This is a genomic window from Maritimibacter sp. DP1N21-5 (assembly GCF_019218295.1).
Taxonomy (GTDB): Bacteria; Pseudomonadota; Alphaproteobacteria; order Rhodobacterales; family Rhodobacteraceae; genus Maritimibacter.
Map to the genome: position 1 here is coordinate 103,005 of NZ_JAHUZF010000007.1, position 23,142 is coordinate 126,146.

The 23,142-nt window shown below is 64.3% G+C and carries 25 protein-coding genes; 11 read left to right on the forward strand and 14 right to left on the reverse strand.

The window, feature by feature from the left end; all coding sequences use genetic code 11:
- Nucleotides 1-10: 10 nt before the first annotated feature.
- Both KJP29_RS18490 and KJP29_RS18495 read right to left on the reverse strand, forming a co-directional pair.
- Nucleotides 11-175, reverse strand: a complete 165-nt coding sequence (locus KJP29_RS18490; protein WP_218465109.1) for a hypothetical protein — start codon at nucleotides 173-175, stop codon at nucleotides 11-13.
- Between the two features lie 9 nt (nucleotides 176-184).
- Nucleotides 185-343 carry a hypothetical protein gene (locus tag KJP29_RS18495; RefSeq protein ID WP_218465110.1) on the reverse strand — a complete coding sequence of 53 codons (159 nt, stop codon included), beginning with the start codon at nucleotides 341-343 and terminating at the stop codon, nucleotides 185-187.
- A 106-nt stretch (nucleotides 344-449) separates the two neighbouring features.
- Here KJP29_RS18495 and KJP29_RS18500 point away from each other — a divergent pair, with 106 nt between their 5' ends.
- Nucleotides 450-1,325: a LysR family transcriptional regulator gene (locus tag KJP29_RS18500; RefSeq protein ID WP_218465111.1), complete on the forward strand. Its 876-nt coding sequence runs from the start codon at nucleotides 450-452 to the stop codon at nucleotides 1,323-1,325.
- Nucleotides 1,326-1,335: 10 nt separating this feature from the next.
- Here the strand turns inward: KJP29_RS18500 and KJP29_RS18505 are convergent, their stop codons facing one another.
- From KJP29_RS18505 to KJP29_RS18520, 4 genes are all read right to left on the reverse strand, one after another.
- Entirely contained in the window at nucleotides 1,336-1,674 is a 339-nt protein-coding gene (locus KJP29_RS18505) for a hypothetical protein (protein WP_218465112.1), read from the reverse strand.
- Nucleotides 1,671-2,225 carry an ActR/PrrA/RegA family redox response regulator transcription factor gene (locus KJP29_RS18510; RefSeq protein WP_218465113.1) on the reverse strand — a complete coding sequence of 185 codons (555 nt, stop codon included), beginning with the start codon at nucleotides 2,223-2,225 and terminating at the stop codon, nucleotides 1,671-1,673. The genes KJP29_RS18505 and KJP29_RS18510 overlap by 4 nt, the downstream gene beginning before the upstream one ends.
- A gap of 95 nt (nucleotides 2,226-2,320) precedes the next feature.
- Nucleotides 2,321-2,995: a sulfotransferase family 2 domain-containing protein gene (locus KJP29_RS18515; protein WP_370630898.1), complete on the reverse strand. Its 675-nt coding sequence runs from the start codon at nucleotides 2,993-2,995 to the stop codon at nucleotides 2,321-2,323.
- 92 nt (nucleotides 2,996-3,087) lie between these two features.
- On the reverse strand, nucleotides 3,088-3,711 hold the full coding sequence (locus KJP29_RS18520) for an SCO family protein (protein ID WP_218465115.1): 624 nt from the start codon (nucleotides 3,709-3,711) through the stop codon (nucleotides 3,088-3,090).
- 92 nt (nucleotides 3,712-3,803) lie between these two features.
- Here KJP29_RS18520 and regB point away from each other — a divergent pair, with 92 nt between their 5' ends.
- From regB to trxA, 8 genes are all read left to right on the forward strand, one after another.
- Nucleotides 3,804-5,177, forward strand: a complete 1,374-nt coding sequence (regB, locus tag KJP29_RS18525; RefSeq protein ID WP_218465116.1) for a sensor histidine kinase RegB — start codon at nucleotides 3,804-3,806, stop codon at nucleotides 5,175-5,177.
- A gap of 79 nt (nucleotides 5,178-5,256) precedes the next feature.
- A complete protein-coding gene (locus KJP29_RS18530) occupies nucleotides 5,257-6,837 on the forward strand; it encodes a PAS domain-containing protein (protein ID WP_218465117.1) in 1,581 nt (526 codons plus the stop codon).
- Between the two features lie 63 nt (nucleotides 6,838-6,900).
- Entirely contained in the window at nucleotides 6,901-7,398 is a 498-nt protein-coding gene (tsaE, locus tag KJP29_RS18535; protein WP_218465118.1) for a tRNA (adenosine(37)-N6)-threonylcarbamoyltransferase complex ATPase subunit type 1 TsaE, read from the forward strand.
- Nucleotides 7,395-8,414, forward strand: a complete 1,020-nt coding sequence (locus KJP29_RS18540) for an aminoglycoside phosphotransferase family protein (RefSeq protein WP_218465119.1) — start codon at nucleotides 7,395-7,397, stop codon at nucleotides 8,412-8,414. The genes tsaE and KJP29_RS18540 overlap by 4 nt, the downstream gene beginning before the upstream one ends.
- Nucleotides 8,390-9,085, forward strand: coding sequence for a nucleotidyltransferase family protein (locus KJP29_RS18545; protein WP_218465120.1), 696 nt, complete (start codon nucleotides 8,390-8,392; stop codon nucleotides 9,083-9,085). Before KJP29_RS18540 ends, KJP29_RS18545 begins: the two co-directional genes overlap by 25 nt.
- Nucleotides 9,078-12,020 (forward strand): double-strand break repair protein AddB, encoded by a 2,943-nt coding sequence (addB, locus tag KJP29_RS18550; protein ID WP_218465121.1) that lies wholly within the window; start codon nucleotides 9,078-9,080, stop codon nucleotides 12,018-12,020. The genes KJP29_RS18545 and addB overlap by 8 nt, the downstream gene beginning before the upstream one ends.
- Nucleotides 12,017-15,367 (forward strand): double-strand break repair helicase AddA, encoded by a 3,351-nt coding sequence (gene addA / locus KJP29_RS18555; protein WP_218465122.1) that lies wholly within the window; start codon nucleotides 12,017-12,019, stop codon nucleotides 15,365-15,367. The genes addB and addA overlap by 4 nt, the downstream gene beginning before the upstream one ends.
- A gap of 36 nt (nucleotides 15,368-15,403) precedes the next feature.
- Nucleotides 15,404-15,724 (forward strand): thioredoxin, encoded by a 321-nt coding sequence (gene trxA, locus KJP29_RS18560; RefSeq protein WP_218465123.1) that lies wholly within the window; start codon nucleotides 15,404-15,406, stop codon nucleotides 15,722-15,724.
- 129 nt (nucleotides 15,725-15,853) lie between these two features.
- Here trxA and KJP29_RS18565 read toward each other — a convergent pair whose 3' ends face one another.
- The 3 genes from KJP29_RS18565 to KJP29_RS18575 form a co-directional block, all read right to left on the reverse strand.
- Nucleotides 15,854-16,060, reverse strand: coding sequence for a hypothetical protein (locus KJP29_RS18565; RefSeq protein WP_218465124.1), 207 nt, complete (start codon nucleotides 16,058-16,060; stop codon nucleotides 15,854-15,856).
- 155 nt (nucleotides 16,061-16,215) lie between these two features.
- The gene (locus KJP29_RS18570) at nucleotides 16,216-16,422 is read right to left on the reverse strand and encodes a hypothetical protein (RefSeq protein ID WP_218465124.1); all 207 of its coding nucleotides are present in this window, start codon (nucleotides 16,420-16,422) and stop codon (nucleotides 16,216-16,218) included.
- Between the two features lie 126 nt (nucleotides 16,423-16,548).
- A complete protein-coding gene (locus KJP29_RS18575) occupies nucleotides 16,549-17,163 on the reverse strand; it encodes a L,D-transpeptidase (protein ID WP_218465125.1) in 615 nt (204 codons plus the stop codon).
- Nucleotides 17,164-17,334: 171 nt separating this feature from the next.
- Between KJP29_RS18575 and KJP29_RS18580 the strand changes: the two genes are divergently transcribed.
- Nucleotides 17,335-17,847, forward strand: coding sequence for a CAP domain-containing protein (locus KJP29_RS18580; RefSeq protein ID WP_218465126.1), 513 nt, complete (start codon nucleotides 17,335-17,337; stop codon nucleotides 17,845-17,847).
- A 69-nt stretch (nucleotides 17,848-17,916) separates the two neighbouring features.
- Here the strand turns inward: KJP29_RS18580 and KJP29_RS18585 are convergent, their stop codons facing one another.
- The 5 genes from KJP29_RS18585 to KJP29_RS18605 form a co-directional block, all read right to left on the reverse strand.
- Nucleotides 17,917-18,621 carry a L,D-transpeptidase family protein gene (locus KJP29_RS18585; protein WP_218465127.1) on the reverse strand — a complete coding sequence of 235 codons (705 nt, stop codon included), beginning with the start codon at nucleotides 18,619-18,621 and terminating at the stop codon, nucleotides 17,917-17,919.
- Nucleotides 18,622-18,703: 82 nt separating this feature from the next.
- Entirely contained in the window at nucleotides 18,704-19,915 is a 1,212-nt protein-coding gene (locus KJP29_RS18590) for a class I SAM-dependent RNA methyltransferase (RefSeq protein WP_218465128.1), read from the reverse strand.
- Nucleotides 19,912-21,060: a CCA tRNA nucleotidyltransferase gene (locus tag KJP29_RS18595; protein WP_218465129.1), complete on the reverse strand. Its 1,149-nt coding sequence runs from the start codon at nucleotides 21,058-21,060 to the stop codon at nucleotides 19,912-19,914. The genes KJP29_RS18590 and KJP29_RS18595 overlap by 4 nt, the downstream gene beginning before the upstream one ends.
- Nucleotides 21,057-21,656 (reverse strand): CoA pyrophosphatase, encoded by a 600-nt coding sequence (locus KJP29_RS18600; protein WP_218465130.1) that lies wholly within the window; start codon nucleotides 21,654-21,656, stop codon nucleotides 21,057-21,059. Before KJP29_RS18600 ends, KJP29_RS18595 begins: the two co-directional genes overlap by 4 nt.
- Complete coding sequence (locus KJP29_RS18605) at nucleotides 21,649-22,629, reverse strand: Hsp33 family molecular chaperone HslO (RefSeq protein ID WP_218465131.1); 981 nt, start codon at nucleotides 22,627-22,629, stop codon at nucleotides 21,649-21,651. Before KJP29_RS18605 ends, KJP29_RS18600 begins: the two co-directional genes overlap by 8 nt.
- Before the next feature lie 73 nt (nucleotides 22,630-22,702).
- Here KJP29_RS18605 and KJP29_RS18610 point away from each other — a divergent pair, with 73 nt between their 5' ends.
- Nucleotides 22,703-23,137, forward strand: a complete 435-nt coding sequence (locus tag KJP29_RS18610; protein WP_218465132.1) for an NUDIX domain-containing protein — start codon at nucleotides 22,703-22,705, stop codon at nucleotides 23,135-23,137.
- Nucleotides 23,138-23,142 lie beyond the last annotated feature (5 nt).

Here is a 23,142-nt window from a genome sequence, read left to right on the forward strand (position 1 = left end):
TGGCGCTCGATCACAGATTGATCCGGCGCCGAAGCTGGCGGTGAAGCTCTGCTTCCGCATCTCGGCGACGGACGAGGTCTTCGTGGCGGATGTGATACTCCCGCTCGAAATGCGTCTCTATTCCGGCCGAAAGATGCGATCCGGTGTGCAGAAGACGGTTCAGGATCCGGGTCATGCTCGCCTCCTATCCCTTGTATTGGTCGCGGAAATCCCGCATGGACCGCCGCGCAGCGTCACGCTCGCGTTCCTCGAACGCGATCCGGCGCTGGCGCTGCGCGAAGCTCTCTTCCCGGCGGTAGCCACCGGTGGCGATACGACAAACGTCGCCGAAAATGCCCAACATGGTGTTTCTCCTTCAGGTCAAAGGTCCTGCCGTCAACATGCGTCACAGGACCGAGTCGGGCCAGTTTCTAATGTTTCAGAAATGTAAGCTGTGCTAACAGTCATCCATGGACTGGTCCCGCCTCCCCTCCCTCGCTGCCCTGCGCGCCTTCGATGCACTCGCCCGACACGGGTCGCAGTCCGCCGCCGCCCGTGACCTGAACGTGACGCATGCCGCCATTGCCCAGCATTTGCGCAAGCTGGAGGAACACTTCGGAGAAAGCCTTGCGTCGCGAGAAGGGCACCAGATGCGCCTGACGGAAGCCGGGACGGAATTGGCCAGCGCGCTCGCCGAAGGGTTCGACAGGATCGGCGAGGGTGTGACCACGCTCCTTGACCGCAACCGGCTCCGCCCCGTCACCGTGACGATGACGCCGAGTTTCGCCGAAACATGGCTGATCCCGCGGATGGGGCGGTTCTGGGCCGAGCATCCAGAGGTCGAACTGCGGCTGGTGCCGTCGATGACCCTTTCCGATCTTCGCCGCGACGGCATCGACATCGCGATCCGCTTCGGTGACGGGAACTGGCCCGGCCACGACGTGGAACCTCTCGCGGTGTCGCAATTCGTGCTTATCAGCGCACCGGGCTACACCAAGGCGCGGCGGATCGAGGACCTGCGCGACCTGTCGCAATGGGATTGGTTCTTTTCCCAGGCCGCACGGGAACAGCGCATCTGGGGCAAGACCATCGGCGTCGATTTCTCCAAGGTCGGGGCGCAGGAGATGCCCAACAACTCGATGGTGCTCTCCGCCGTTCGCGCCGGTCTTGGCCTGTCGATCCAGTCGCGGGCGCTCGTCGAGCCGGATCTCGCGAATGGTCAGCTCGTGTCGCTGTTCGAGGGTGACGCCGAAGGGCTGGGCTATCACCTTGTCACGCGACCCACGGTCCTGTCCCCGGGCGCCAAGACATTCCGGACGTGGCTGCGTCGCACCGCCAACCCGTAACAGTCTCTATTCAGGCGCAAGTCTGCCCGGCGGAAGCATCGTCTTGGCGCCAGCCGACGAACCGTTCGTCGCTGAACGAAAGCTCGAGACCGGCATAATCCACGACGCGCACTACGCCACTCGGGCAATTGGCCAAGGGCTTGTCCCGGCCCTGCCCCACCTCGCGCTCCATCACGGGGATGACGCCGCTGGGCGAACGGCCGAAGTCGATCCGGGTGCTGCGTCCGGCGACGCCCAGTCCGTTCGCATCCGGCACGAAGGTGACGCCCTGCCGCGCCGGCGTCGTCGGCACCGTTCCTGCCGCTCCGCAGCCTGCGAGCAGGAGCAACGCGAAAGCGGCCAACCTCACTTCGGTGACCGTTTGGCGAGGATACGTTGCAGGGTCCGCCGGTGCATGCCAAGCCGCCGCGCCGTTTCCGACACGTTGCGGTCGCAAAGCTCATAGACCCGTTGGATGTGTTCCCACCGCACCCGGTCCGCGCTCATCGGATTGTCGGGCGGCTCGGGCAGCTCGTCGCCCTTGGCGAGCAACGCCTTGATCAGGTCGTCGGCATCCGCAGGCTTCGACAGGTAATCGGTCGCCCCGATCTTCACCGCCGCGACCGCCGTCGCAATGGCGCCATAGCCAGTCAGCACAACGATCCGCGCATCGGGCCGCCGTTCACGCAGCACTTCGACCACGTCGAGCCCGTTGCCGTCGCCGAGCCGCAAATCCACCACCGCGTAGGCGGGCGGCCGCGCGGTGGCGATGGCCTTGCCACCAGCGACGGTATCGGCCATCTCGACCGAGAAGCCGCGCTTTTCCATCGCGCGCGCAAGACGTTTCAGAAACGGCTCGTCATCATCGACAAGCAAGAGCGAGACATCCGGACCAAGGTCCAGTGTGGCTTCATCCGACATGGGGCACCTTGATCACTGTTCGCATTCGCAAGACCTTATGCATCACCGTTAATCTGGTCAAATTGATGCATGTCAAAAGGCCGCAGCAAATCGTCTCAGGCGGCACCGTAAACTTGCCGCTCGAAGGGATTGTCAAAATACCCGTCAAGTTCAGCGTATTCCGGGGCGAGCCTGTCACGAAGCGCATCGACCGTTTCGGGCTTCAAGGTGTCCAGCGTCAGCCGCTCGCCACTGGTGTTGAGTTTGGGCAGCACGACCTCCTGCCCGGTCCTGTCCGCGAGGTCATGGGCAAACGCGGACAATTCGTCGACGCGGTAGACCCGGTCGAATTGCAGGGGGGCAGGACCGGTGAACAGATAGGTCGGCAGGGCGTGGTGTTTTATGACGGAGGAGTTGTCGATATAGGCTTGGAGATTCTGGAAGAAAAAGTCTGGATCGGGATCGACGGGCAGCGCATCGGCCTCCCGCACCCGAGGGGAGTTTTCCAGTTCGTTGAAGTCACGCACCCGGTTTGAGTAGACCGACAGGAGCCGGCGCAACGGATCGCGCACCACGGTGAAGCGCCACCATTCGCCCCCGGCGTATTTTTCCCAGCGATGCGGGCGGAACCGGCGCGTCGGATAAAGGGCATGCACGTAGGTCTGCGAACGCCGCGCCCGCCGCCAGCGGTAGGTCACATCGGGATCGACCTGAGCCAGTGCCGCCTTGACCGACGAACAGGCGGCCTTGGGCACCGGCATATAGGCGATCTTCAGTTTTTCCAGTGCCACGCTCAACGATGGCTCCGTTTCTGCCCGCATTTACCTCGCAGGAATCATTCCGAAGCGAGCCGCCCCTGTCAAACGGTCCGGGTCATCGAACCCTAACTTGATGCGTCAATGAAACAGGACGTCGTCTCGGCGATCTTTTCGGCACTGTCGTCGCGCTTGAAGAACTCGACGAACCCAACCTCGGGAAGAACGAGATAGGTGAAGGTCGAGTGATCCACGAGGTAGTATTCCGGATCACCCTCCTGCTTGCGGTAATAGGTCTTGTAGGCCTGCGAGGCGGCCCGAACCTGTTCCGGCGAGCCGGTCAGACCGATCATGTCGTCATGCAGATAGGAGGTGAAGTCCTTCATCTGCTCGGGCGTGTCGCGCTCCGGGTCAATGGAAATCATCGCCATCTGCGCATCGCGCCCCTGCTCCTGCAAGAGATCGAGCGCTTCCGCATTGCGCGCATTGTCGAGCGGGCAGACGTCGGGGCAGAAGGTATAGCCGAAATAAAGCAGGGTCGGCTTGGTGAACACGTCCTGATCCGTGACGGTTTCGCCATCCTCACTGACCAATGTAAACGGCCCGCCAATGCTCCCCGGACCTGTCGCGACCGCCGATCCCCGACAGGCCGCGAACTGATCGTCCGACTGGTTCGCCACGACATAGACGGCGGTCCCGCCGATCACCAGGGCCAGCAGGGCGACCCCGCCAAGAGCTATCGTTCGTGTCATTTCGGTCTCCTGTCCTTCGCGCCGCATTGATCGGCCAACCGCCCCCCTCTAACAAGGGGTGAAATCGTCGCAACCTTTCACGAACGGGACAGATGTCGGACACCAGCGAGCTTTTCGCGAAGAACCCGAGCCGCCACTGGGTGCGTCTCCAGACACTGACCCTGCTCCGGTGGGTCGCCGTCGCCGGACAGGCCGGGGCCATCGCGGTTGCGGTATGGGTCTTCAAGTTGCAGGTCGAAATCGGGTTCGCGGCCATCATCGTCGGTCTGTCCATCATCGCCAACCTTGCCATCCACGCGGTCTTTCCCAAGAACAGGCGGTTGTCCGAACGGGAAGCGGCTTCGATGCTGCTGTTCGATACGCTGCAATTGTGCCTGCTCATCACGGTGACAGGCGGGCTGAACAATCCCTTCGCCGTGCTTGTCGCCGCCCCGGTCACGGTGTCGGCGACCGCCCTGTCCCTGCGGTCCACCATGCTCATCGGAGGTGCCGCGATCCTGAGCGTCACCCTGTCGACCGTCTTTCACATTCCGCTTCTCACACAATCAGGCGAGGTGCTGCGCCTGCCAGACGTCTATCTTTTTGGCATGTGGGTCGCGATCGTGGTCGCCATCGCCTTCATCGCCGGCTACGCCCGGCAGATCGCGAAGGAAACCCAGACGATGAGCCAGGCGCTCCTCGCCACCCAGATGGCCTTGGCGCGGGAGCAGAAGCTGACCGACCTTGGCGGGGTGGTCGCCGCTGCGGCACATGAACTTGGCACCCCCCTCGCGACCATCAAGCTCGTGTCCTCCGAAATGGTCTCCGAACTGCCTGAGGGCAGCGACCTTCGGGACGATGCCGCGTTGATCCGGGATCAGGCGAATCGCTGTCGCGACATCCTGCATTCCATGGGCCGGACCGGAAAAGACGACCTCCACTTGCGCACCGCACCGCTGTCGGCCGTGATTGCCGAGGCCGCCGCCCCCCACATCGGACGCGGCAAGACGATCCTGCAGGACGAGGGCGACGAAGACGAACCGACGATCCTGCGCCAACCCGAATTGATCCACGGGTTGCGCAACCTGATCCAGAACGCCGTCGATTTCGCGAGCGAGACGGTCTGGATCGAAACGGCCTGGTCCGATCACGGCGTGTCCGTGCGGATCCTGGACGACGGCACCGGCTATCCCCCGGCCCTTCTGGGGCGCATCGGCGACCCTTTCATCCGCCGACGCCGCAACCGGCGGGACGACCAGAGACCGGGCTACGAGGGCATGGGCCTTGGCCTCTTCATCGCCAAGACACTTCTGGAGCGGACCGGCGCCGAACTGACCTTTGCCAATGGCAGCGAGCCCTTCGACGGCTCTTCGCATCCGGGACGTCCCGAAGGTGCGATCGTTGAGGTCGTCTGGCCGCGCCCGAACCGGATCGAGAGCACGCAAGGATCGACCGCCCTGCCCGAGAACACGCGCTTCGACGCCTGAGCGCATTAAGCGTTCGTTAACCAAACGTCCCTATCGCTGGTACACGCTTACAGTCGTTCACGCACGCGGGTCCGCCAGCATGACATTGATCCTCGCCGTCGGCATTGTCCTGACCGCCTTCATGATCGCCTTCTCGGCGCTCATGCTCGCGGGTTGGCTTCGTGAACGTCTCCCCTCGAAGCTCTCACTGGCATCCGATGCCGAAGCCGACGCCATCGTCTTTCTCTTCCGCAACGAACGGCTCCTTGATGCCAGCCCTTCGGCGCGAGCCTTCATAGGGCGCGATCCGGGCTGGGGATCGGACTGGCTGCGTCTGGAAACGCGGCTGTCGCGGGATTTTCCCGATCTGAAACGTTGGTTCTCCGACCTCGCCTCGGCCGGGGAGAAAGACCGGCTCTCCGAGGATGGCGCCACGATGCTTCATGCAAGGTGGCGCGAAGGACTGGCACGGATCTCGCTCCTGCCGGTCGAACCGGAGGCGGCGGTGCAGGGCCCGGATCGCCACGCCTATGCGGCGCTGGAACAAGAGGTCGACGGTCTGCGCCGTGTGGCAGACCACGCCCCGCTCCCGATCTGGCGGGAAGCGGCCGATGGCACCGTCGAATGGTGCAACCTTGCCTATCTCGACATGGTCGAGCGGCTGGCGCAGGACGCCCGTCCGAGCTGGCCACCCGCGCGCCTCTTCGATCTCGCCCCCGCCATGGACGGTGGCGCCCCGGCGACGACCCGCCATTCTGTCGCCTTCCCCGACCGGGAGACGCGCAATTGGTTTGACGTCGACGTGGTCGCGGACCTTTCAGGACAGCTCTGCGTCGCGCGGCCCATCGACGACCTCGTTCGCGCGGAACGGTCGCAAAGCGAATTCGTCGTCACCATGTCCAAGACCTTCGCCTCCCTCCCGATCGGACTGGCCATTTTCAACCGCAGTCGGGGATTGACCATGTTCAACCCGGCGCTGCTCGACCTGACCGGCATCCGCCCGGATTTCCTCGTCACTCATCCGACCGTGGGGGCGTTCTTCGACCGTCTGCGCGAAATGAAGGTGATGCCCGAACCCAAGGATTACCGGGAATGGCGTCAGCGGATTTCCGATCTCACGACACAGGCAGAGGACGGGACATTCGAGGAAACCTGGACCCTGCCGCATGGAGAAACCTACCGGGTGACGGGCCATCCGCACCCCGATGGGGCCATCGCCTTTCTCTTCGAGGACATTTCCGACGAGATCACCGTCGAACGCCGCTTCAGAACTGACATGGAAACCGTGCGGGCCGTTCTCGACGTCATGACCAGTGCGATCGTCGTCCTGTCCGACAGCGGCAACATCTTGCTCGCCAACGAAGCGCACCGTGCACTCTGGGCCGAAGATCGCAGCGAGACCGAACAACCGGGCGACATTTCCCAGCTCGTGAGAACCTGGCAAGACGCCTGCGCCCCCTCCGCCCTCTGGTCGGACCTCGAATCCTTCGTGCTTCATCAAGCCTCCCGGGACCCCTGGAGCGCGCCGGTGGCACGCCTCGACGGACGACGCCTCGGGCTCAACGCCATTCCCCTGCTGCGCGGCGCCACGATGGTCGAATTCGTTCCGCTTTTCACGGGCGAGGGCCGCATGACGGAGCTGTCGGAACTGGATGAACTCCCTGCCATCGCGGCACAGTAAACGAACCGTCGTCGCGCCCGAAATCATGCTTGCCGCCCGGAGTCGGGCCGTTACAAGAGACCCATGATCTCCCACGCGCCCGACATCCTGCTCGACCTCGCGTCTCCCGACGAAACGCGCGCATTGGCCGACGCCGTGGCGCCAGTCCTGCGGCCCGGGACCGTTCTGCTTCTCTCCGGGGCGATCGGCGCCGGAAAAACCCATTTCGCGCGTTCGGTCATTCAGACCTTGCTGGCCGCTGCGGGCAAACCGCCGGAAGACATCCCCTCGCCCACCTTCACGCTGGTCCAGACCTACGACGCGGGCACCCTCGAGATCTGGCACGCGGACCTTTACCGGCTCACCAGCCCGGACGAGATCGAGGAACTTGGCCTGATCGACGCATTCGATACCGCGCTTTGCCTTGTCGAATGGCCCGACCGTCTTGGCGACCTCGCACCGGAGCATGCCGTTCAACTTAATTTCACGGCGACAGGTGACGACGGACGGAGCCTTGTGATCACAGGTGCGCCGCCCGATCTTCGGACAATCCTTCAAGCCTTCGGCAGTGAGCGCCCATGACAGAACGCGAAGTGGCCATAACGGCCTTCCTCGACACCCACGGCTGGTCAGACGCCACGCAAACCCACCTTGCGGGCGACGCATCCAACCGCAGATACCGTCGCCTGCGTGACGGGGATCGGCTCGCCATCCTGATGGACGCCAATCCCGATCTGGGCGAGGATGTCAGACCCTTCTGCACCATGGCGCGCCACCTGTCGGCCCATGGCCTCTCCGCGCCACACATTCACGCGGAAGACGACGCCCTGGGCCTTCTCCTGATCGAAGACCTTGGCAATGACCTCTTCGCGTCGATGACGAAGGTGGATCCCACCAGGGAACGCGCGCTCTATCTGGCCGCCACCGACACGCTCATCGCGCTCCATGCCGCGCCCCTGCCCGAAGCGCCGGATTATGGCTTCGAGACCATGACGACCCTCGCCGGGCTTGCCCACGACTGGTACCTTTTCGGCGCGACCGGCACGAAGGACGACACCGCCAAGGCGCGGGTGCAAGAGACGCTCGCCGATGCCTTCGCCACGCTCCCCGTGGTCCAGCCGGTTCTTGTCCTGCGGGACTATCACGCCGAGAACCTGCTCTGGCTTCCCGACCGCGACGCGCCCGCGAACGTCGGGCTGCTCGACTTTCAGGACGCCGGGATCGGCCATCCCGCCTATGATCTCATGTCGCTCGCCCGCGACGCGCGGCGCGATGTGGACCCCGCCACGACCAGCGCGATGATCGCGCATTACGCCCGATCCACGCAAACCGACCCAGACGACTTCACCCGTGCCTGTGCGGCCGTCTCCGCCCAGCGCAACCTGCGCATCCTCGGCGTCTTCGCGCGGCTGTCGCTCCACTATGGCAAGGCGCATTACGTCGACCTGATCCCGCGCACCTGGGCCAATCTCATGATCGACCTGGCGCATCCCGCATTCGGCGCCCTCCGCCAGGCGGTCGTAGATACGCTCCCCGCCCCCTCCCCCCAGATCCTGACAGTGTTGAAATCGAAATGCGGAACCATCCCGACGCGCTGATGCTCTTCGCCGCAGGATTCGGCACGCGGATGGGGTCCCTGACCCAAGCCGTGCCGAAACCGCTCATCGAAGTCGAGGGAAAGCCCCTCGTGGACCACGCGCTCGACATCGCCCATGCAGCCGGCATCGACCGGGTGGTCGCGAATCTCCACTACCTGCCCGAACAGCTCGCTGCACATCTTGCCCCGAAGGGCGTCGCGCTGTCGCTCGAAGACGAGCAGATCCTCGAGACCGGCGGCGGGCTCAGACAGGCGTTGCCCTTGCTGGGCGAGGGTCCCGTCTTCACGCTCAACACCGACGCCGTCTGGTCCGGCCGCAACCCGCTCGAAGAACTCGCTGCCACCTGGGACCCGTCCCGGATGGACGCGCTCCTGCTCCTCCTGCCGCCGGACCGCGCGACCGGACACAACGGGACCGGCGACTTCACCATGACGTCGGACGGTCGCCTGTCGCGGGGTCCGGGATACGTCTATTCCGGTGCGCAGATCATCAGGACCGACGCGCTGGCCGATATCGCCGAGCCGGTCTTTTCCCTCAACCTGCTCTGGGACCGCATGGCCGCAAACGACCGGCTTTTCGGAACGTTGCATGACGGCGGCTGGTGCGACGTCGGACGGCCGGAGGGGATTGCGCAGGCGGAAGCCCTGTTGAAAACTGCGCGCAATGTTTGACCCTTCGGACCTGCCCCGCCTCTTCGCCCAGGCGCCCGGATGCGATTTCCCGCAGGCCATCGTGGACGGCCTGCGCGCCCGGCTTGCCGGTGCGCCGCCGGAGGCCATGGCAAGGGTGACACTTTACGTCAACACCCAGCGCATGCGTCGCCGGATCACCGAGCTGTTCGCGCAGGGTCCCGCCGGATTGCTGCCGAAGATCCGGCTGGTGACGGACCTTGGGACCGATGCGGCCTTTGCCGACATTCCCCCTGCGGTGTCTCCCCTGCGCCGGCGCCTGGAACTCGCGGAACTCATTGCGCAACTGCTGGACAGCCAGCCCGACCTCGCCCCGAAACACGCATCCTTTTCGCTCGCCGAGAGCCTCGCGGCCCTGCTGGACGAGATGCAGGGTGAAGGCGTGGCCATCGAGGCGCTGCGACGACTCGATGTCTCGAACCACTCGCGCTATTGGGCGCGCAGTCTTGCCTTCCTCGATCTGGCCGAGCGTTTCCTGGGCGCCGAAAGCGGCGAGCCGCCGGATGCCGAAGGGCGGCAAAGGCGCGTGATCGAGCGGCTGGTGCGGGATTGGGAAACCGATCCGCCGCGCGATCCGGTCCTCCTTGTCGGCTCCACCGGGTCACGCGGCGCGACCTCGGTCTTCATGCAAGCTGTGGCACGGCTGCCGCAAGGTGCTGTCGTGCTTCCGGGCTTCGACTTCGACCTGCCCGAAGACGTGTGGGACAAGGCGGATAACGCCCTGACCGCCGAGGATCACCCGCAATTCCGGTTCCGTCGGCTGTTGACGTCTCTCGGTTTGCCGTGGTCCCATGTTCGGCCCTGGCACGACATGGAGCCCCCTGTGCCAGAGCGCAACGCGCTTGTGTCACTCGCGCTGCGCCCGGCGCCGGTCACGGATTCCTGGCAGAAGGAAGGGCCGGCGTTCCGCGGTATCGACGAAGCGACCCGCAATCTGACGCTCCTCGAAGCGACTTCCCCACGGCAGGAGGCCACCGCCATTGCCCTCGTCCTGCGGGACGCAGCCGAGCGCGGAGAACCCGCGGCGCTTATCTCACCCGACAGGACGCTGACCCGGCAAGTGACAGCGGCGCTCGACCGCTGGCGCATCGTGCCGGATGACAGCGCGGGGCGGCCCCTGCCCTTGACCGCCCCCGGCCGGCTCCTTCGCCATGTCGCCGACCTGCGCGGACGCAAGATCACCGGGGTCGAGCTTCTGACGCTGCTGAAGCACCCGCTCACCCATAGCGGTGAAGGCCGGGGCGAGCATCTGCGCCTGACCCGCGACCTTGAACTGAAGGCGCTGCGCCGGGACATGCCCTTCCCTGATGCGAAGACCCTGGCCGATTGGGCCGAGTCCGATCTCGGCAGGATCAAATGGACGGACTGGATCGCAATGGTCCTGTCCCTGCTTGCCGACGTCGGTGACCGGCCGCTTCTGGATCACGTCGACGCGACGGTCCGCATCGCCGAGTTGCTCGCGGCAGGATCGGCGGCAGACGGCAGCGGCGGCCTCTGGGAGAAAGAGCCCGGCCGTGTCGCGCGGAGCACCTTAGACGAGCTGCGGCTTCAGGCACCCTACGGCGGCACGATGAACGCCGTCGAATTTCGCGACCTCTTCACTGGCGTCCTGAACGGGCGAGAGGTCCGGGAGGCGCGCGAATCCCACCCCGGGATCATGATCTGGGGCACGCTCGAGGCGCGGGTTCAGGGCGTCGGTCTGGTGATCCTCGCCGGGCTCAACGATGGAACCTGGCCCGAAGCGCCCTCGCCCGACCCCTGGATGAACCGCGCCATGCGGCACGCCGCCGGGCTCCTCCTGCCTGAGCGGCGCATCGGCCTTTCTGCCCATGATTTCCAACAAGCTATCGGCGCGAAGAAAGTGCTGCTCACGCGGTCTGTGCGAAGCGACGATTCCGAAACCGTTCCCTCCCGCTGGATCAACCGGCTGAGCAACCTGATGCAGGGCATGTCGCCGGAAGGGCGTGATGCACTGACCCAGATGCGCGCGCGCGGTCAAATCTGGCTTGATCGCGTGGACGACCTCGACGCCCCCGAAAGGGTCGTTCCGCGCGCCACGCGCCCGGCACCAAAGCCCCCGGTCCACGTGCGCCCCAATCGCCTCAGCTTCACGCAGATCGGCAAAATGGTGCGCGACCCCTACGCGATCTATGCGCAAAAAATCTTGAGGCTCCACGCGCTCGACCCGCTCCACCGCACGCCGGACGCGCCGCTCAAGGGCACGATCCTGCACAAGGTCTTCGAGCGGTTCATTCGCGAGACGCCCGCCGACGAGATGCCGGAGCACGCCAGAGAGCGCCTTCTGGAAACCGCCAAGGCGGTCTTCGAACAGAATGTCCCCTGGCCCGCGGCGCGGCTCTTGTGGCTCGCCAAACTCGAACGCAACGTCGACTGGTTCCTCGAAGGCGAACGGCAGCGGCAGTCGCAGGCGGCCGAGACCCTGACCGAACAGAGAGGCGAGGCGTCGTTCTTCGATCCCCCCTTCACGCTTTACGGGTTTGCCGACCGGATCGACGTTCTCAACGACGGGCGCGTCGCGCTCTACGACTACAAGACCGGGCAGATTCCGACCAAGGACCAACAGCTCGCCTATGACAAACAGCTCCTGCTCGAGGCGCTGGTGGCCCATGCAGGCGGCTTCGCGACCCTTGGGTCAGCGGAAACGGCTCGGGTCGCCTATATCGGCCTGGGTGCCACCGCGAAGATCGCCGAGGTCGAGGCCGATGCGGCGACGCTGGCCCGGATCGAATCCGAGTTCGACGCGCTCATCGCCTCTTTCCGAACGCGGGAGAGAGGCTATGTCTCGCGGCGAGTGATGTTTTCGGCCAATGATCGCGATGGCACCTATGACCACCTCGCGCGCTATGGGGAATGGGGCCACACGGACTCCGCGTCGCCGGAAGAGGTCGGAGAATGACTTTGGACGACGCGACCCGCCGCCAGATTGAAGCGGCCCGGCCGGATGCCAACACCTGGCTGTCGGCGAATGCCGGCTCCGGCAAGACGCGTGTGCTGACCGACCGGGTCGCTCGCCTGCTTCTCGCCGGCGCGCCCCCGCAGAACATCCTGTGCCTGACCTACACCAAGGCCGCCGCGAGCGAGATGCAGAACCGTCTGTTCGGACGCCTGGGCGCCTGGGCCATGATGGGCGATGCGGAGCTGCGCGAGGAACTCCAGTCGCTCGGCGCGGGGATGCCCGAGGATCTGGGCGTGGCGCGGCGGCTCTTTGCGCAAGCGATCGAAACGCCGGGCGGGCTCAAGATCCAGACCATTCACGCCTTCTGCGCCGCAATTCTGCGCCGGTTCCCGATGGAAGCGGGCGTGAACCCCAACTTCAAGGAAATGGATGAACGCAGCGCCCTTCTGCTTCAGGACGAAGTGCTCGAAGAGATGGCCTCCGGCACCGGGCAATTGTTGGTCGAGGCCGTCGCCCGCCACCATTCTGGCGCCGAGTTTGCGGAGCTGACCCGAAGCATCGCGGGAAAGGCAAAATCCTTTCGACAGCCAGCGGACATGGCCGCCATCAAGCAGGCCCTTGGACTGGCACCCGACCTTGCGGAGAGCGACCTCGTCGGGCAGGTCTTCGGACCCGGAACCGGCGCCCTGATCGAAGCCGCGATTGAAGCCATGGAGGCGGGGTCCGCCACGATGCAGAAGCGGGCGGCGGAGCTTCGGCTTGTCGACCGCACCACGCCCGGGCCCGAAGACCTGGCCCGGTTCCAGTCCGTGGTGCTGACCAAGACCGGCACCGTTCTGAAGGACATGTCGGCAAAGGCCCTGACGACCGCGCTGGCTGGTGCCTCTGGTGGCTTTCTGGATCTCTGCGCCCGGGCGGAAGACGCTCATCAGGCGATGCTGGCCCTGCGTGTGGCACGGCGGTCCTTCGCGCTTCACAGCTTCGCCCATGCCTTCGTCGCGAAATACGAGCGTGCGAAGGCACAGCGCGGCTGGCTCGACTTCGACGATCTGATCGACCTGACGGCGCAGCTCCTCACGCAGTCGGAAGTGGCCCAATGGGTGCTCTTCCGGCTGGAAGGCGGCATCGACCACATCCTGGTGGACGAAGCACAGGACACGTCGCCCGACCAATGGCGCGTGATCCGCAGCATCGCGGACGAATTCATGTCCGGCGAGGGGCTTCATGCCAATCGCGACTGGTCCATCTTCGTCGTCGGCGATCCGAAGCAGTCTATCTATTCCTTCCAGGGCGCGGACCCTGCCGAGTTTGCCCGGGTCCGGCAGGAGTTCGGCTCACGTCTGACCGCCATCGAGAAACCGCTCGCGCAACTGCCGCTCGAACACAGTTTCCGGTCGGCGCCTGCCATTCTGTCCGTCGTCGATTCCGTGCTTGCCGAGCAGCCAGGACTGGGCGACATCATTCCCCACCACCTCGCTTTCCACGACACAAGACCCGGCCGGGTTGACCTATGGCCGCTGGTCGAGAAGGCCGAGAGCGAGAAGCCGAAGCCCTGGCACGATCCCGTCGACATGCCGTCGCCAGAGGATCACACCGCAATTCTCGCCAAGAAGATTGCGGAAGAAGTCGCCCGGTTGATCGACGAGGAACGCCTTCCCACAGCCGACGGCGCGCGGCCGGTCGAACCCGGCGATATCCTCGTTCTGGTGCAGGGGCGCTCGGCCCTGTTCCGCGCGATCATCGCGCAGTGCAAAGCGCACGGGATTCCTATTGCCGGGGCGGACCGGCTCAAGATCGGGGCGGAGATGGCGGTCAAGGACCTGACCGCGCTCCTGTCGTTCTTGGCCACGCCAGAGGACGACCTGTCGCTCGCCGCCCTTCTGCGCTCGCCCCTCTTCGGATGGTCGGAGGACGACCTCTACCGGCTAGCACAGCCGCGCGAAGGCTATCTCTGGCAGGCGCTTCGCAACTCCGAGGGGCATCCGGCAAAGGCGATCCTGCAGGACATGCTGGACCAGGCGGATTTCCTGCGTCCTTACGACCTGCTCGACCGGATGCTCACCCGCCACGATGGCCGCCGCCTGTTGACCGGCAGGCTTGGTCACGAGGCTGTCGACGGCATCGACGCCGTTCTCGCGCAGGCGCTGTCCTATGAACAACTCGATGTGCCCAGCCTCACCGGGTTCCTCACCTGGCTTGCGGCCGCCGAGGTGGAGATCAAGCGGCAGATGGACCGTCAACGCAACGAGATGCGCGTGATGACGGTCCACGGCGCGAAGGGCCTTGAGGCCCCGATCGTGATCCTGCCCGATACCGCCGTGAAGCGACCGATGGATCTTTCGCCACTCATGCCGCTGGAGGGAACAACGATCTGGCGCCCGTCCAAGGCGGAACTGCCCGCGTCGCTCCTAGCCGAGTTCGATGCCGCCCGGTCCCGTGAGACGGAAGAGAAGATGCGCCTGCTCTATGTCGCGATGACCCGGGCCGAAAGCTGGCTGATCGTTGCCGGAGCGGGCGAGGCCGGAAAGGAACCGGGGAAAAGCTGGCACGACATCGTCATGAACGGTCTGCATGGGATGCCATGCATAACGCAGCAGATGCCCACGGGTGCCGGGCTTCGTTATCAGACGGGCGACTGGCCGGTGGCCGCACCCGGCAGGACCGAGAAACTTTCGAGCCACCGGGCGGCATTGCCGGACTGGATGACGACCCATGCACCGACACCGCCCCGGCCACCAAGGACCTTGTCACCCTCCGATCTTGGCGGCGACATGCCTTTGACGTTCAGCGCCACTCCGGGGCAGCTCGATCAGGAAGCGGCGAAGAGACGAGGTCGACAGATTCACCGGCTGCTGGAATTTCTTCCGACCTATCCGCGAACCGAGTGGGACCACCACGCGCGCGCGCTTCTTGCCTTTGGCGATGATGCGGCCGACGACGCAACGGTCGCGGAACTGGTCTCGGAAGTGCGGATCACGTTGGACAACCCGGACCTTGCCCATCTCTTCGACGGCGATGCGCTCGCAGAAGTCGGCATCTCCGCGCCCACCGACAAGGGCGGGGCCACCCGGTTGGTGGGTATCATCGACCGGCTGATTCTGACCCCCTCCCGCGTCACCGCCATCGACTTCAAATCCAACATCGCGGTTCCGGCGCGTGCCGATGATGTTCCCGACAGCATTCTGCGCCAGATGGGCGCCTATGCAGAGGCTCTGGGGAAAATCTATACGGACCGGGAGGTTGGGCTGGCGGTGCTCTGGACCCGGACCGGAACGCTGATGGACATTCCCCTTGGTCTGGCCAGCGCGGCATTTAGTGTCCTTGACGCTGCCGACGCCGATACCTAGGTTCCGATCAACCTTCCGCATTTCAGGAGACCAGTCATGGCAACCGTTCCCGTCACCGATGCTACTTTCGAAGCCGAAGTCCTCCAGTCCGACGTGCCTGTCGTGGTGGATTTCTGGGCCGAGTGGTGTGGCCCCTGCAAGATGATCGGCCCGGCTCTGGAAGAGCTCGCCGTCGAATATGGCGACAAGGTCAAGATCGCCAAGGTGAACGTGGACGAGAACCCGAATTCGCCGGCCCAGATGGGCGTGCGCGGCATTCCTGCGCTCTTCATGTTCAAGGACGGTCAGGTCGTGTCCAACAAGGTCGGCGCCGCGCCCAAGGCCGCGCTGCAAAGCTGGATCAACGAGTCGATCTGATCCATCGAGCTTCACAGAAACAAGACGCCCGGTCACAGCGACCGGGCGTTTTCATTTACGGCGGTCCAGGACACGAAAAAACCCCGCCCTGGAAGGGCGGGGTTCGCTGCCGGTAGACCGGCGAATGACTTAGCAGATCGTGGTGTTGATCGCGCAGAACACGCCCACGCCCACGAGGGCGAGGAAGATCAGGGGAACGATGATGCCGGCGTTCGACGACGACGACGACTGTTCCACGATGATTTCCGGCTCGACGATCGGGTCGATGAGGGTGCCGGCCTGAGCGGCGGTGGCGGCGAGAGCAGCAACGGCTGCAACGAGCATGACTTTTTTCATTTTCAGGTCTCCAATGTCCCCCCGGGAATCCCCGGGATCAGGTTGGTTGCTTTAGATAGTGCTAAGAAAACAGGAAATTGCGGCGATTGCAAAAGAAAAGACCCCGCCGAATGGCGGGGTCTTCGGTAAGTCTCGGACTGTGTCCGAAAAGAACCTTAGCAGATGGTGGTGTTGATCGCGCAGAACACGCCCACGCCCACGAGGGCGAGGAAGATCAGGGGAACGATGATGCCGGCGTTCGACGACGACGACGACTGTTCCACGATGATTTCCGGCTCGACGATCGGGTCGATGAGGGTGCCGGCCTGAGCGGCGGTGGCGGCGAGAGCAGCAACGGCTGCAACAAGCATGACTTTTTTCATTTCAATCTCCAATTGTCCTTCCGGCGCTTGCGCACCGGAACAAGGGTCGTTCTGTACCTCGTGCTTCGCAGAAAACAGGAACGCTGGAAAAATGCAATGGTCACAGGTTGAATGTGCCCCTTGTTGTCAAATTAGCAACACCTGTGTTCCCACTTTGGTCAGGGCGAAAAGCTCGGCAATATGCTCATTGTAAAGCCCGACGCATCCGTTGGACGAACGCCGCCCGATCTTGCGCGTGTCATGGGTCCCGTGGATCCGGTAATAGGTCCACGAGAGGTAGAGCGCATGGGTCCCGAGAGGGTTGCCGGGCCCGGCGGGAATGACGTCGGGCCACTCCGGGTTTCTCTCCTTCATGGACGGGGTCGGCCGCCATGTCGGACCCTCGACCTTCTGCACTACTTCGGTCCGCCCGACACGGGTCAGATCCTCGGTCAGCGGGACCGAGGTCGGATAGAGTTTGTAGACCGACTGATCCTCGTTCCAGAAGTGCAGCGCGCGCGACGTGATATCGACCAAGATCGCGCCGTTTCGAGTGGACGCGAAGTACGGCCGCCAGTCGAGAGAACGAAAAGACGAGATGTTGCGTCTCACCACTTCCGAGAGATCCCGTTCGACCTCGGTCGAGGCAGGCGGCGATTCGGTCTGGGCCAGCACCCGCGCCGCGGCGAATGTCCCGGCAACTGCCGCACCCGCGCCAATGAACAGGCGACGGTCCAGAAAGGGTGTCTTGGGATCGGACATCGGAACATGACCTGCGAGCGATGATTGCCACGGCGATGTATATGGCGGGAAGTCGCCGGTCGTAAATGCTGGTGGGCGGATCACGCGGGATTTAGGTCGCGGCAAATTGAAAGTTTCCCTGTTTGTCGCTAGGGAGAGCGCGAACGCAAGGTGCGGGATGGACGGACTATCATGAATCGCAGGGCTTTTATCGTGACCGGGGCGGCGCTGTCGCTGGCCGCCTGTTCTTCGGGCGCGGGGATGCGCATGGGGCCGGATGGCAAACCCATGCCGACCGTGAACCGGCTGTCCGCTGCCGAAACGAACCGCATCACCTATTCCATGGTGGACGGCGTGAACGAGCTGCGGGCTGCAGCGGGTCTTGCCCCCGTGCAACTGAACGCGCAACTCACAGCGGCGGCCGCGACCCATTCCCGCGACATGGCCGTTCAGAACCGCCCCTGGCACTTTGGGTCCGACGGCTCCTCCCCCATCGACCGGGTGACGCGTGCGGGATACTCGGGGATCATGCTGGGCGAAAACATCTCGGAAACCTTCGAGACCGAACTTGAGACCCTGTCGGCCTGGATGGCGCAACCCGATACACGCGATATCATTCTCGATCGCCGTGCCACGAACATGGGTTTTTCATGGTTCCAGGAAGAAAACGGCAAGATCTGGTGGACGATGGTCATGGGCGGCTGATCCGCCCGGCCCATCCATGAAACGCGAAGGGCGCCCTGAGGCGCCCTTTTTACGTCTTAGCTCTTTCCCTCAATGGAGAGGGTAAAAATTCCCATAGACCGATGCCGGAGCCACGGGCCCACCCTTGGTCACGATGGTTTCGACCGGCAAGGCATCCGTCAAGGCAACCGGGGCGAGCGCCGGGTCCGGCAGGCGGCCATAGGCGATCAGCACCTCGGGGTTCACCTCTTCGAGCGGCTTCGGGGCCCCGGGACGCAGCGGAGCGATCGGTTGCGCGGCGGGCACGATATGGACGGGCGTGCCATTGCGAACCATCGCATAGATGTCCTCGATCTCCTTGTTCCGCACGGCAATACAGCCGGCAGTCCAGTCCTTCTTGCCCTTGTCGCTGGCCAGCGTCGGCCCGCCATGAATGAAGATATCGCCACCGGCGCGCACGCCGCATTCCTTCGCGATCGCGCTGTCGGTCGGGTTGGGGTAAGAAACACCGATCGAGAGGTGATAGGCGCTGTCCGGGTTGCGGCGGTCGATGTAATAGGTGCCTTCGGGAGTGCGCCCGTCGCCATATTGCTGCTTGTGTCCGTAGGGCGCGAAGCCGAGGTCGAAGTCGAATTCCTTCAGCGCCTCCCGGTGATGCATGAGATACATCTTCCGGTTTTCCTTGAACACGAAGATCTCGGTCACTTCAGGGCCGTTGTAGGTCTTGAATTTGGAGGAGCAGGCCGACAGTCCGGCAAAGGCCGCCATCGAAGCCATCATCATACGCCTGTTCATCATCTTCTTCTGTCCCGAGGTCGTCTTTTCAATGCGCTATTTACCCGATTTCCCGGAAACCGGGAAGTGTCCGAACCGCCACTCATCGGGAGAATTGCGCTGCAAGCTCCACATGCGACGACCAGCGGAACTGGTCGACCACGACGATCCAGTCAAGTTTGTAACCCGCATCCGTTAATATTTTTGCATCGCGCGCGAAAGTCACCGGATTGCAGGACACGGCGGCGATCCGCCGAGCCGGGCTCTTCGCGACTTCCACGACCTGTGCTTCCGCCCCCGCGCGCGGCGGGTCGATCACGATGGCATCCGCCGCCAACTCGTCCGCGAGAAGCGGCCTGCGGAACAGGTCGCGCGTCTCGACCGTCACCTGTTTGAGCCCCTGACTTTGCCGCCAGCCCTGTTCCAGCGCCCGCAACATCTCGCGTTCGCCCTCGACCCCATGAACCTCGGCCCGTTCGGCAAGCGGCAGGGAAAACGTTCCCGAACCGGCGAAGAGGTCGATTACACGGCTCGCGTCGCCAACAGCCTCCTGCACGGCCGCCAGGAGCGCGGCCTCTCCGGCCTTGGTCGCCTGCAGGAACGATCCAGGCGGAACAACCACCCCGGCCCGGCCGAACCGTTGCACCGGCGGCAAGGCAGTCGCAATGACCTCGTCGCCCCAGGCAAGCCGCGCGAAGCCCTGCTCGCCCGCAATCCGTGCAAGCTCGGTCTCGAGCGCGAGGTCGAGCGGCTTGCCGCCTGACACCCAGACGTCGAGCCCCGCCTCGCTCTCGGACACGGTGATCCGCACCTCGCCCTTGCGGCTACCCCCGGCAATGACAAGCGCCTCGAAGCCTGGCAGCCCCGCCATGATCCCGGGCGCGAGAAGACGACAATCGGGCACCGGCGTCAGCACGTCCGAACGGGGCGCGTGAAAGCCAACGAGCGCACCCTTCTTCGTGCGCCGTCCGGACAGGACTGCGCGGCGCCGCGCATTCGCGGGCGAGGTCATGATTCCCCGGACCGTGGTGGAAATGCCCTGCGCGACGAGCGCGGTTTCGACAACCTGAACCTTCCAGTTCTCCACGAAGGCATCGCTGGCATGTTGAAGCGAACAGCCACCGCACATCCGGTAGTGCGGACATGGCGGCTTCACGCGATCCGCACTCGGCGTCACGATCACGGGCGTTTCGATGCGTCCGTCGACGACCTCGCCCGCGATCACCTCGCCCGGAAGCGTGCGGGGCACGAACACTGGACCTTTCGCGATTCCGTCGCCTTGGTGGCCCAGTCTTTCGATCGTCAGTTCGGTCATTTCAACAGCTCCTCTCGCGTGAGGGTGAAGCCCGACGCGATCCACCTTTGCTCCAGCTCCCGCAACGCCGCACCAAGGGCGGGACCCTCCAGCCCAGGCATCAGATCCTTCGCTTTGACTGGCAGTTCCTGATGGGCCCCATGTGCGACGCCTGTAGCCGCATTCGGCGGGATATCAGACCCTAATGATGCCGAAGTCAGCGCAATGACATCAAGAGCATCCTCTACCCCCAGACGGTATCCAAGCGTCTCAGGCCGGTCCATCGTGCCCGACCATTGCTTCAGGACGGCCAGCTTACGAGCCTCCGCGCGGGAAAGGCGCAAGGCGGTTTCAGGCGCATCACCACGCAGCGCCGCGAGACGCCGGACCGGGTCTGGCGCAAGGCCGAGCTGGGCTTCAAAGTGGACCAGAATTGGCAAGACATGCGCGACCGCCCCGGACAAGGCATGGGCCAGAACCCCACAGCGTTCCATCACGGCCACCGACGGCGCCGGGTCCGGTGCTGCCAGCAACTTCAGAAGCTCGGCCCCCACCCGTTCACGCGACAATCCGGCGATCCCTTCCGCCAGCGTTGCGATCGCTGCGAGCGCCTCAGGGTCCATCCCGGCTTCGGGGTCGCCGTACCACGCATGGAACCGAAAGAACCGCAGGATACGAAGGTAGTCCTCGCGGATCCGCGCCTCTGCGTCGTCGATGAAGCGGACGTGACGCGCACGCAGGTCGGCGAGCCCCCCAAGGGGATCCACGAGGTCGCCCTCGGGCGTCGCGTAGAGGGCATTCATCGTAAAGTCCCGCCGCCGCGCGTCCTCTTCCAGCCGGTCTGCAAAGGCCACGACGGCTCGTCGCCCGTCTGTTTCGATATCGCGGCGCCAGGTTGTGATCTCGAAGGCGCTGCCCTTGGCCGCCACCGTGACGGTCCCGTGCTCTATACCAGTCGGAACGGCATGAAATCCGGCCCTTTCCGCAAGGTTAGAGACGACTTCCGGCCGTGCGTCCGTCGCGATGTCCACATCCGCAACGGGGACACCCAGCAAAGCATTGCGCACGCAACCGCCGACGAAATGTGCCTGATACCCCGCCCGGATCAGCATCTCGCAGACCTCCTGCGCGGGGCCTTCCATCCATGACCCGACGACGCGTGTCATTGGACCCGGTCCGCGAGCACGCGCAGCATTCGCGCCGTCGCGCCCCAAATGTAATAGGGGCCGTAGGGCACGGTGTAGTAGCGCCGGATCCGGCCCCGGAACATGCGGCCCTCGACCATGTAATTGGCCGGGTTCATCACGTGATCGAAGGGCACACGAAAGACTTCGGCAACCTCACCGGGCTCTGCCCTGAAGGTGAAAGGCGCCTTGACGCGCGCGACGACGGGGGTGACGCGAAACGACGTGATCGTTTCATGGAATGGCATAGTCCCCAGCACTTCGACATTGCCCGGATCGAGCCCGACTTCTTCGTGGGCTTCGCGCAGCGCCGCCCCGATCACGCCGTCATCATCGGGGTCTACCTTGCCGCCGGGAAAGGCGATCTGGCCGGGGTGATGCTTCAGCGCGGATGACCGCATGGTAAGAATCAGGTCGAGACCACGCGCGCTCTCCATGAAGGCGACCAACACGCCGGCGTCGCGGGTGACGACACCCTCAGGCCGGAAATCGGGGTTCAGATCGAAATCGGACGACGCATCGCTCGGCTCCCAGCCCGCCTCGCAGGCCCGGACCAGCGCCGACAGACGGTCAGTCATTCGTGCCGGTGGCATCCTTGCCCAACCCCGACGGATCGAGTTCGTAATGCGCGCCGCAGAACTGACAGTCCGCCGTGACGATACCTTCGTCCGTCGTCATGTAGTCGATGTCCTTCTTCGAATAGATCGACAGGCTTTCGCGGACCCTGTCTTCGGAACAGGTGCATCCGAACATGACCGGCTGCGCGTCGTAAACACGCGGCTGTTCCTCGTGAAACAGCCGGACGAGAAGTTCGGTGGGCTGCACGGCGGGACCTATCATCTCATCGGCGGTGACACTGTCGAGCAGGATATTTGCGCGGCTCCAGTTTTCACGCTCTTCCTCGTCGGGCAGGATATCCTCGGCCGAGAGAAGCCCGCCCTCACCAGAACCACCTTCGCCACTCGCGAAGGGCGACGCTTTCGGCATGTGCTGAAGCATCACGCCGCCAGCCCGCCAGTTCTCAGCGGCCTTGGCGAAGGACAGGATGAAACGGGTCGGCAGCTGTTCGGACTGAGCGAAATAGGTCTGTGCGCAATCGGACAGGCTGTTGCCCGCGATCGGCGTGAGCCCCGAATAGGGAACCGTCCCGCGCCCCTGGTCGATCAGGATCGCGAAATAGCCCTTCCCGATCTGGTCGAACCCTCGTCCGTCGGGGTCGAGCCGATCCTCGTCATAGCTCGCATAGGCGCGGATCTGCGCGGGTTCGCCATCGGACTTCGGCGCATAGTAATCCGTCGCGATCAGCCGCGCAGGGCCATTGCCGCGCACCTGAAGCGAGAGCTTCCAGCGCAGCTTGATGGTCTGGCCGATCATCGCGGTCAGAAGTGCGGCTTCGGCGACCAGTTCTTCGATCGCGGGCGGATAGTCGTGCTGAGACAGGACGCGGTCCAGCACACCGTCGAGTCGCACGACGCGACCACGGATGTCGGACGCATCCAGTTGGAACGGCAGGACCGTATCGTCCCATGCGATCTGGGAGCCAAGGCTCATGAGCGGTTTTCCTTAGTTTTTGTGCGTGGCATATCCTCTTCCCTGATGAGGAGCAACCTGACGGAGACCCGAGATGCGGCGGTTCGGTAAGGCACCATTGGCGGGGCAGGTCTACCGTCGGAGGCCCGGCGCATATGCCATTTTGCGGCTGGGCGACAGCGTTCTTCTTACACATCAACGCGAGCCTGAGCCCGAGTTCCAGCTGCCGGGCGGCGGCATCGATCCCGGTGAAACGGCGATCGGTGCGCTGCACCGCGAAGTATTCGAGGAAACCGGATGGCGCATCGCCAAGCCGCGCAAGATCGGCATCTACAAGCGCTACGCCTACATGCCCGAGTATGACCTCTGGGCCGAGAAGATTTGCCATGTCTACGTCGCGCAACCGGTGCGCCGGTTGGGCGACCCGACCGAACCCGGTCACAGCGCGCATATGGTCGATGTCCGTCAGGCCGCGTCCCTCGTCGGGTCCGACGGCGATGCCGCGTTCCTGTCGATGGTGATACCGTAGTCGAT

Bases quoted from the DNA above. Each gene is read 5' to 3' on its own strand.
- KJP29_RS18490 (WP_218465109.1), bottom strand. From the start codon at position 175: ATGACCCGGATCCTGAACCGTCTTCTGCACACCGGATCGCATCTTTCG.
- KJP29_RS18495 (WP_218465110.1), bottom strand. From the start codon at position 343: ATGTTGGGCATTTTCGGCGACGTTTGTCGTATCGCCACCGGTGGCTAC.
- KJP29_RS18500 (WP_218465111.1), top strand. From the start codon at position 450: ATGGACTGGTCCCGCCTCCCCTCCCTCGCTGCCCTGCGCGCCTTCGAT.
- KJP29_RS18510 (WP_218465113.1), bottom strand. From the start codon at position 2,225: ATGTCGGATGAAGCCACACTGGACCTTGGTCCGGATGTCTCGCTCTTG.
- KJP29_RS18520 (WP_218465115.1), bottom strand. From the start codon at position 3,711: ATGACACGAACGATAGCTCTTGGCGGGGTCGCCCTGCTGGCCCTGGTG.
- regB (WP_218465116.1), top strand. From the start codon at position 3,804: ATGTCGGACACCAGCGAGCTTTTCGCGAAGAACCCGAGCCGCCACTGG.
- KJP29_RS18530 (WP_218465117.1), top strand. From the start codon at position 5,257: ATGACATTGATCCTCGCCGTCGGCATTGTCCTGACCGCCTTCATGATC.
- tsaE (WP_218465118.1), top strand. From the start codon at position 6,901: ATGATCTCCCACGCGCCCGACATCCTGCTCGACCTCGCGTCTCCCGAC.
- KJP29_RS18540 (WP_218465119.1), top strand. From the start codon at position 7,395: ATGACAGAACGCGAAGTGGCCATAACGGCCTTCCTCGACACCCACGGC.
- KJP29_RS18545 (WP_218465120.1), top strand. From the start codon at position 8,390: ATGCGGAACCATCCCGACGCGCTGATGCTCTTCGCCGCAGGATTCGGC.
- addB (WP_218465121.1), top strand. From the start codon at position 9,078: ATGTTTGACCCTTCGGACCTGCCCCGCCTCTTCGCCCAGGCGCCCGGA.
- addA (WP_218465122.1), top strand. From the start codon at position 12,017: ATGACTTTGGACGACGCGACCCGCCGCCAGATTGAAGCGGCCCGGCCG.
- trxA (WP_218465123.1), top strand. From the start codon at position 15,404: ATGGCAACCGTTCCCGTCACCGATGCTACTTTCGAAGCCGAAGTCCTC.
- KJP29_RS18565 (WP_218465124.1), bottom strand. From the start codon at position 16,060: ATGAAAAAAGTCATGCTCGTTGCAGCCGTTGCTGCTCTCGCCGCCACC.
- KJP29_RS18570 (WP_218465124.1), bottom strand. From the start codon at position 16,422: ATGAAAAAAGTCATGCTTGTTGCAGCCGTTGCTGCTCTCGCCGCCACC.
- KJP29_RS18575 (WP_218465125.1), bottom strand. From the start codon at position 17,163: ATGTCCGATCCCAAGACACCCTTTCTGGACCGTCGCCTGTTCATTGGC.
- KJP29_RS18580 (WP_218465126.1), top strand. From the start codon at position 17,335: ATGAATCGCAGGGCTTTTATCGTGACCGGGGCGGCGCTGTCGCTGGCC.
- KJP29_RS18585 (WP_218465127.1), bottom strand. From the start codon at position 18,621: ATGAACAGGCGTATGATGATGGCTTCGATGGCGGCCTTTGCCGGACTG.
- KJP29_RS18590 (WP_218465128.1), bottom strand. From the start codon at position 19,915: ATGACCGAACTGACGATCGAAAGACTGGGCCACCAAGGCGACGGAATC.
- KJP29_RS18595 (WP_218465129.1), bottom strand. From the start codon at position 21,060: ATGACACGCGTCGTCGGGTCATGGATGGAAGGCCCCGCGCAGGAGGTC.
- KJP29_RS18600 (WP_218465130.1), bottom strand. From the start codon at position 21,656: ATGACTGACCGTCTGTCGGCGCTGGTCCGGGCCTGCGAGGCGGGCTGG.
- KJP29_RS18605 (WP_218465131.1), bottom strand. From the start codon at position 22,629: ATGAGCCTTGGCTCCCAGATCGCATGGGACGATACGGTCCTGCCGTTC.
- KJP29_RS18610 (WP_218465132.1), top strand. From the start codon at position 22,703: ATGCGGCGGTTCGGTAAGGCACCATTGGCGGGGCAGGTCTACCGTCGG.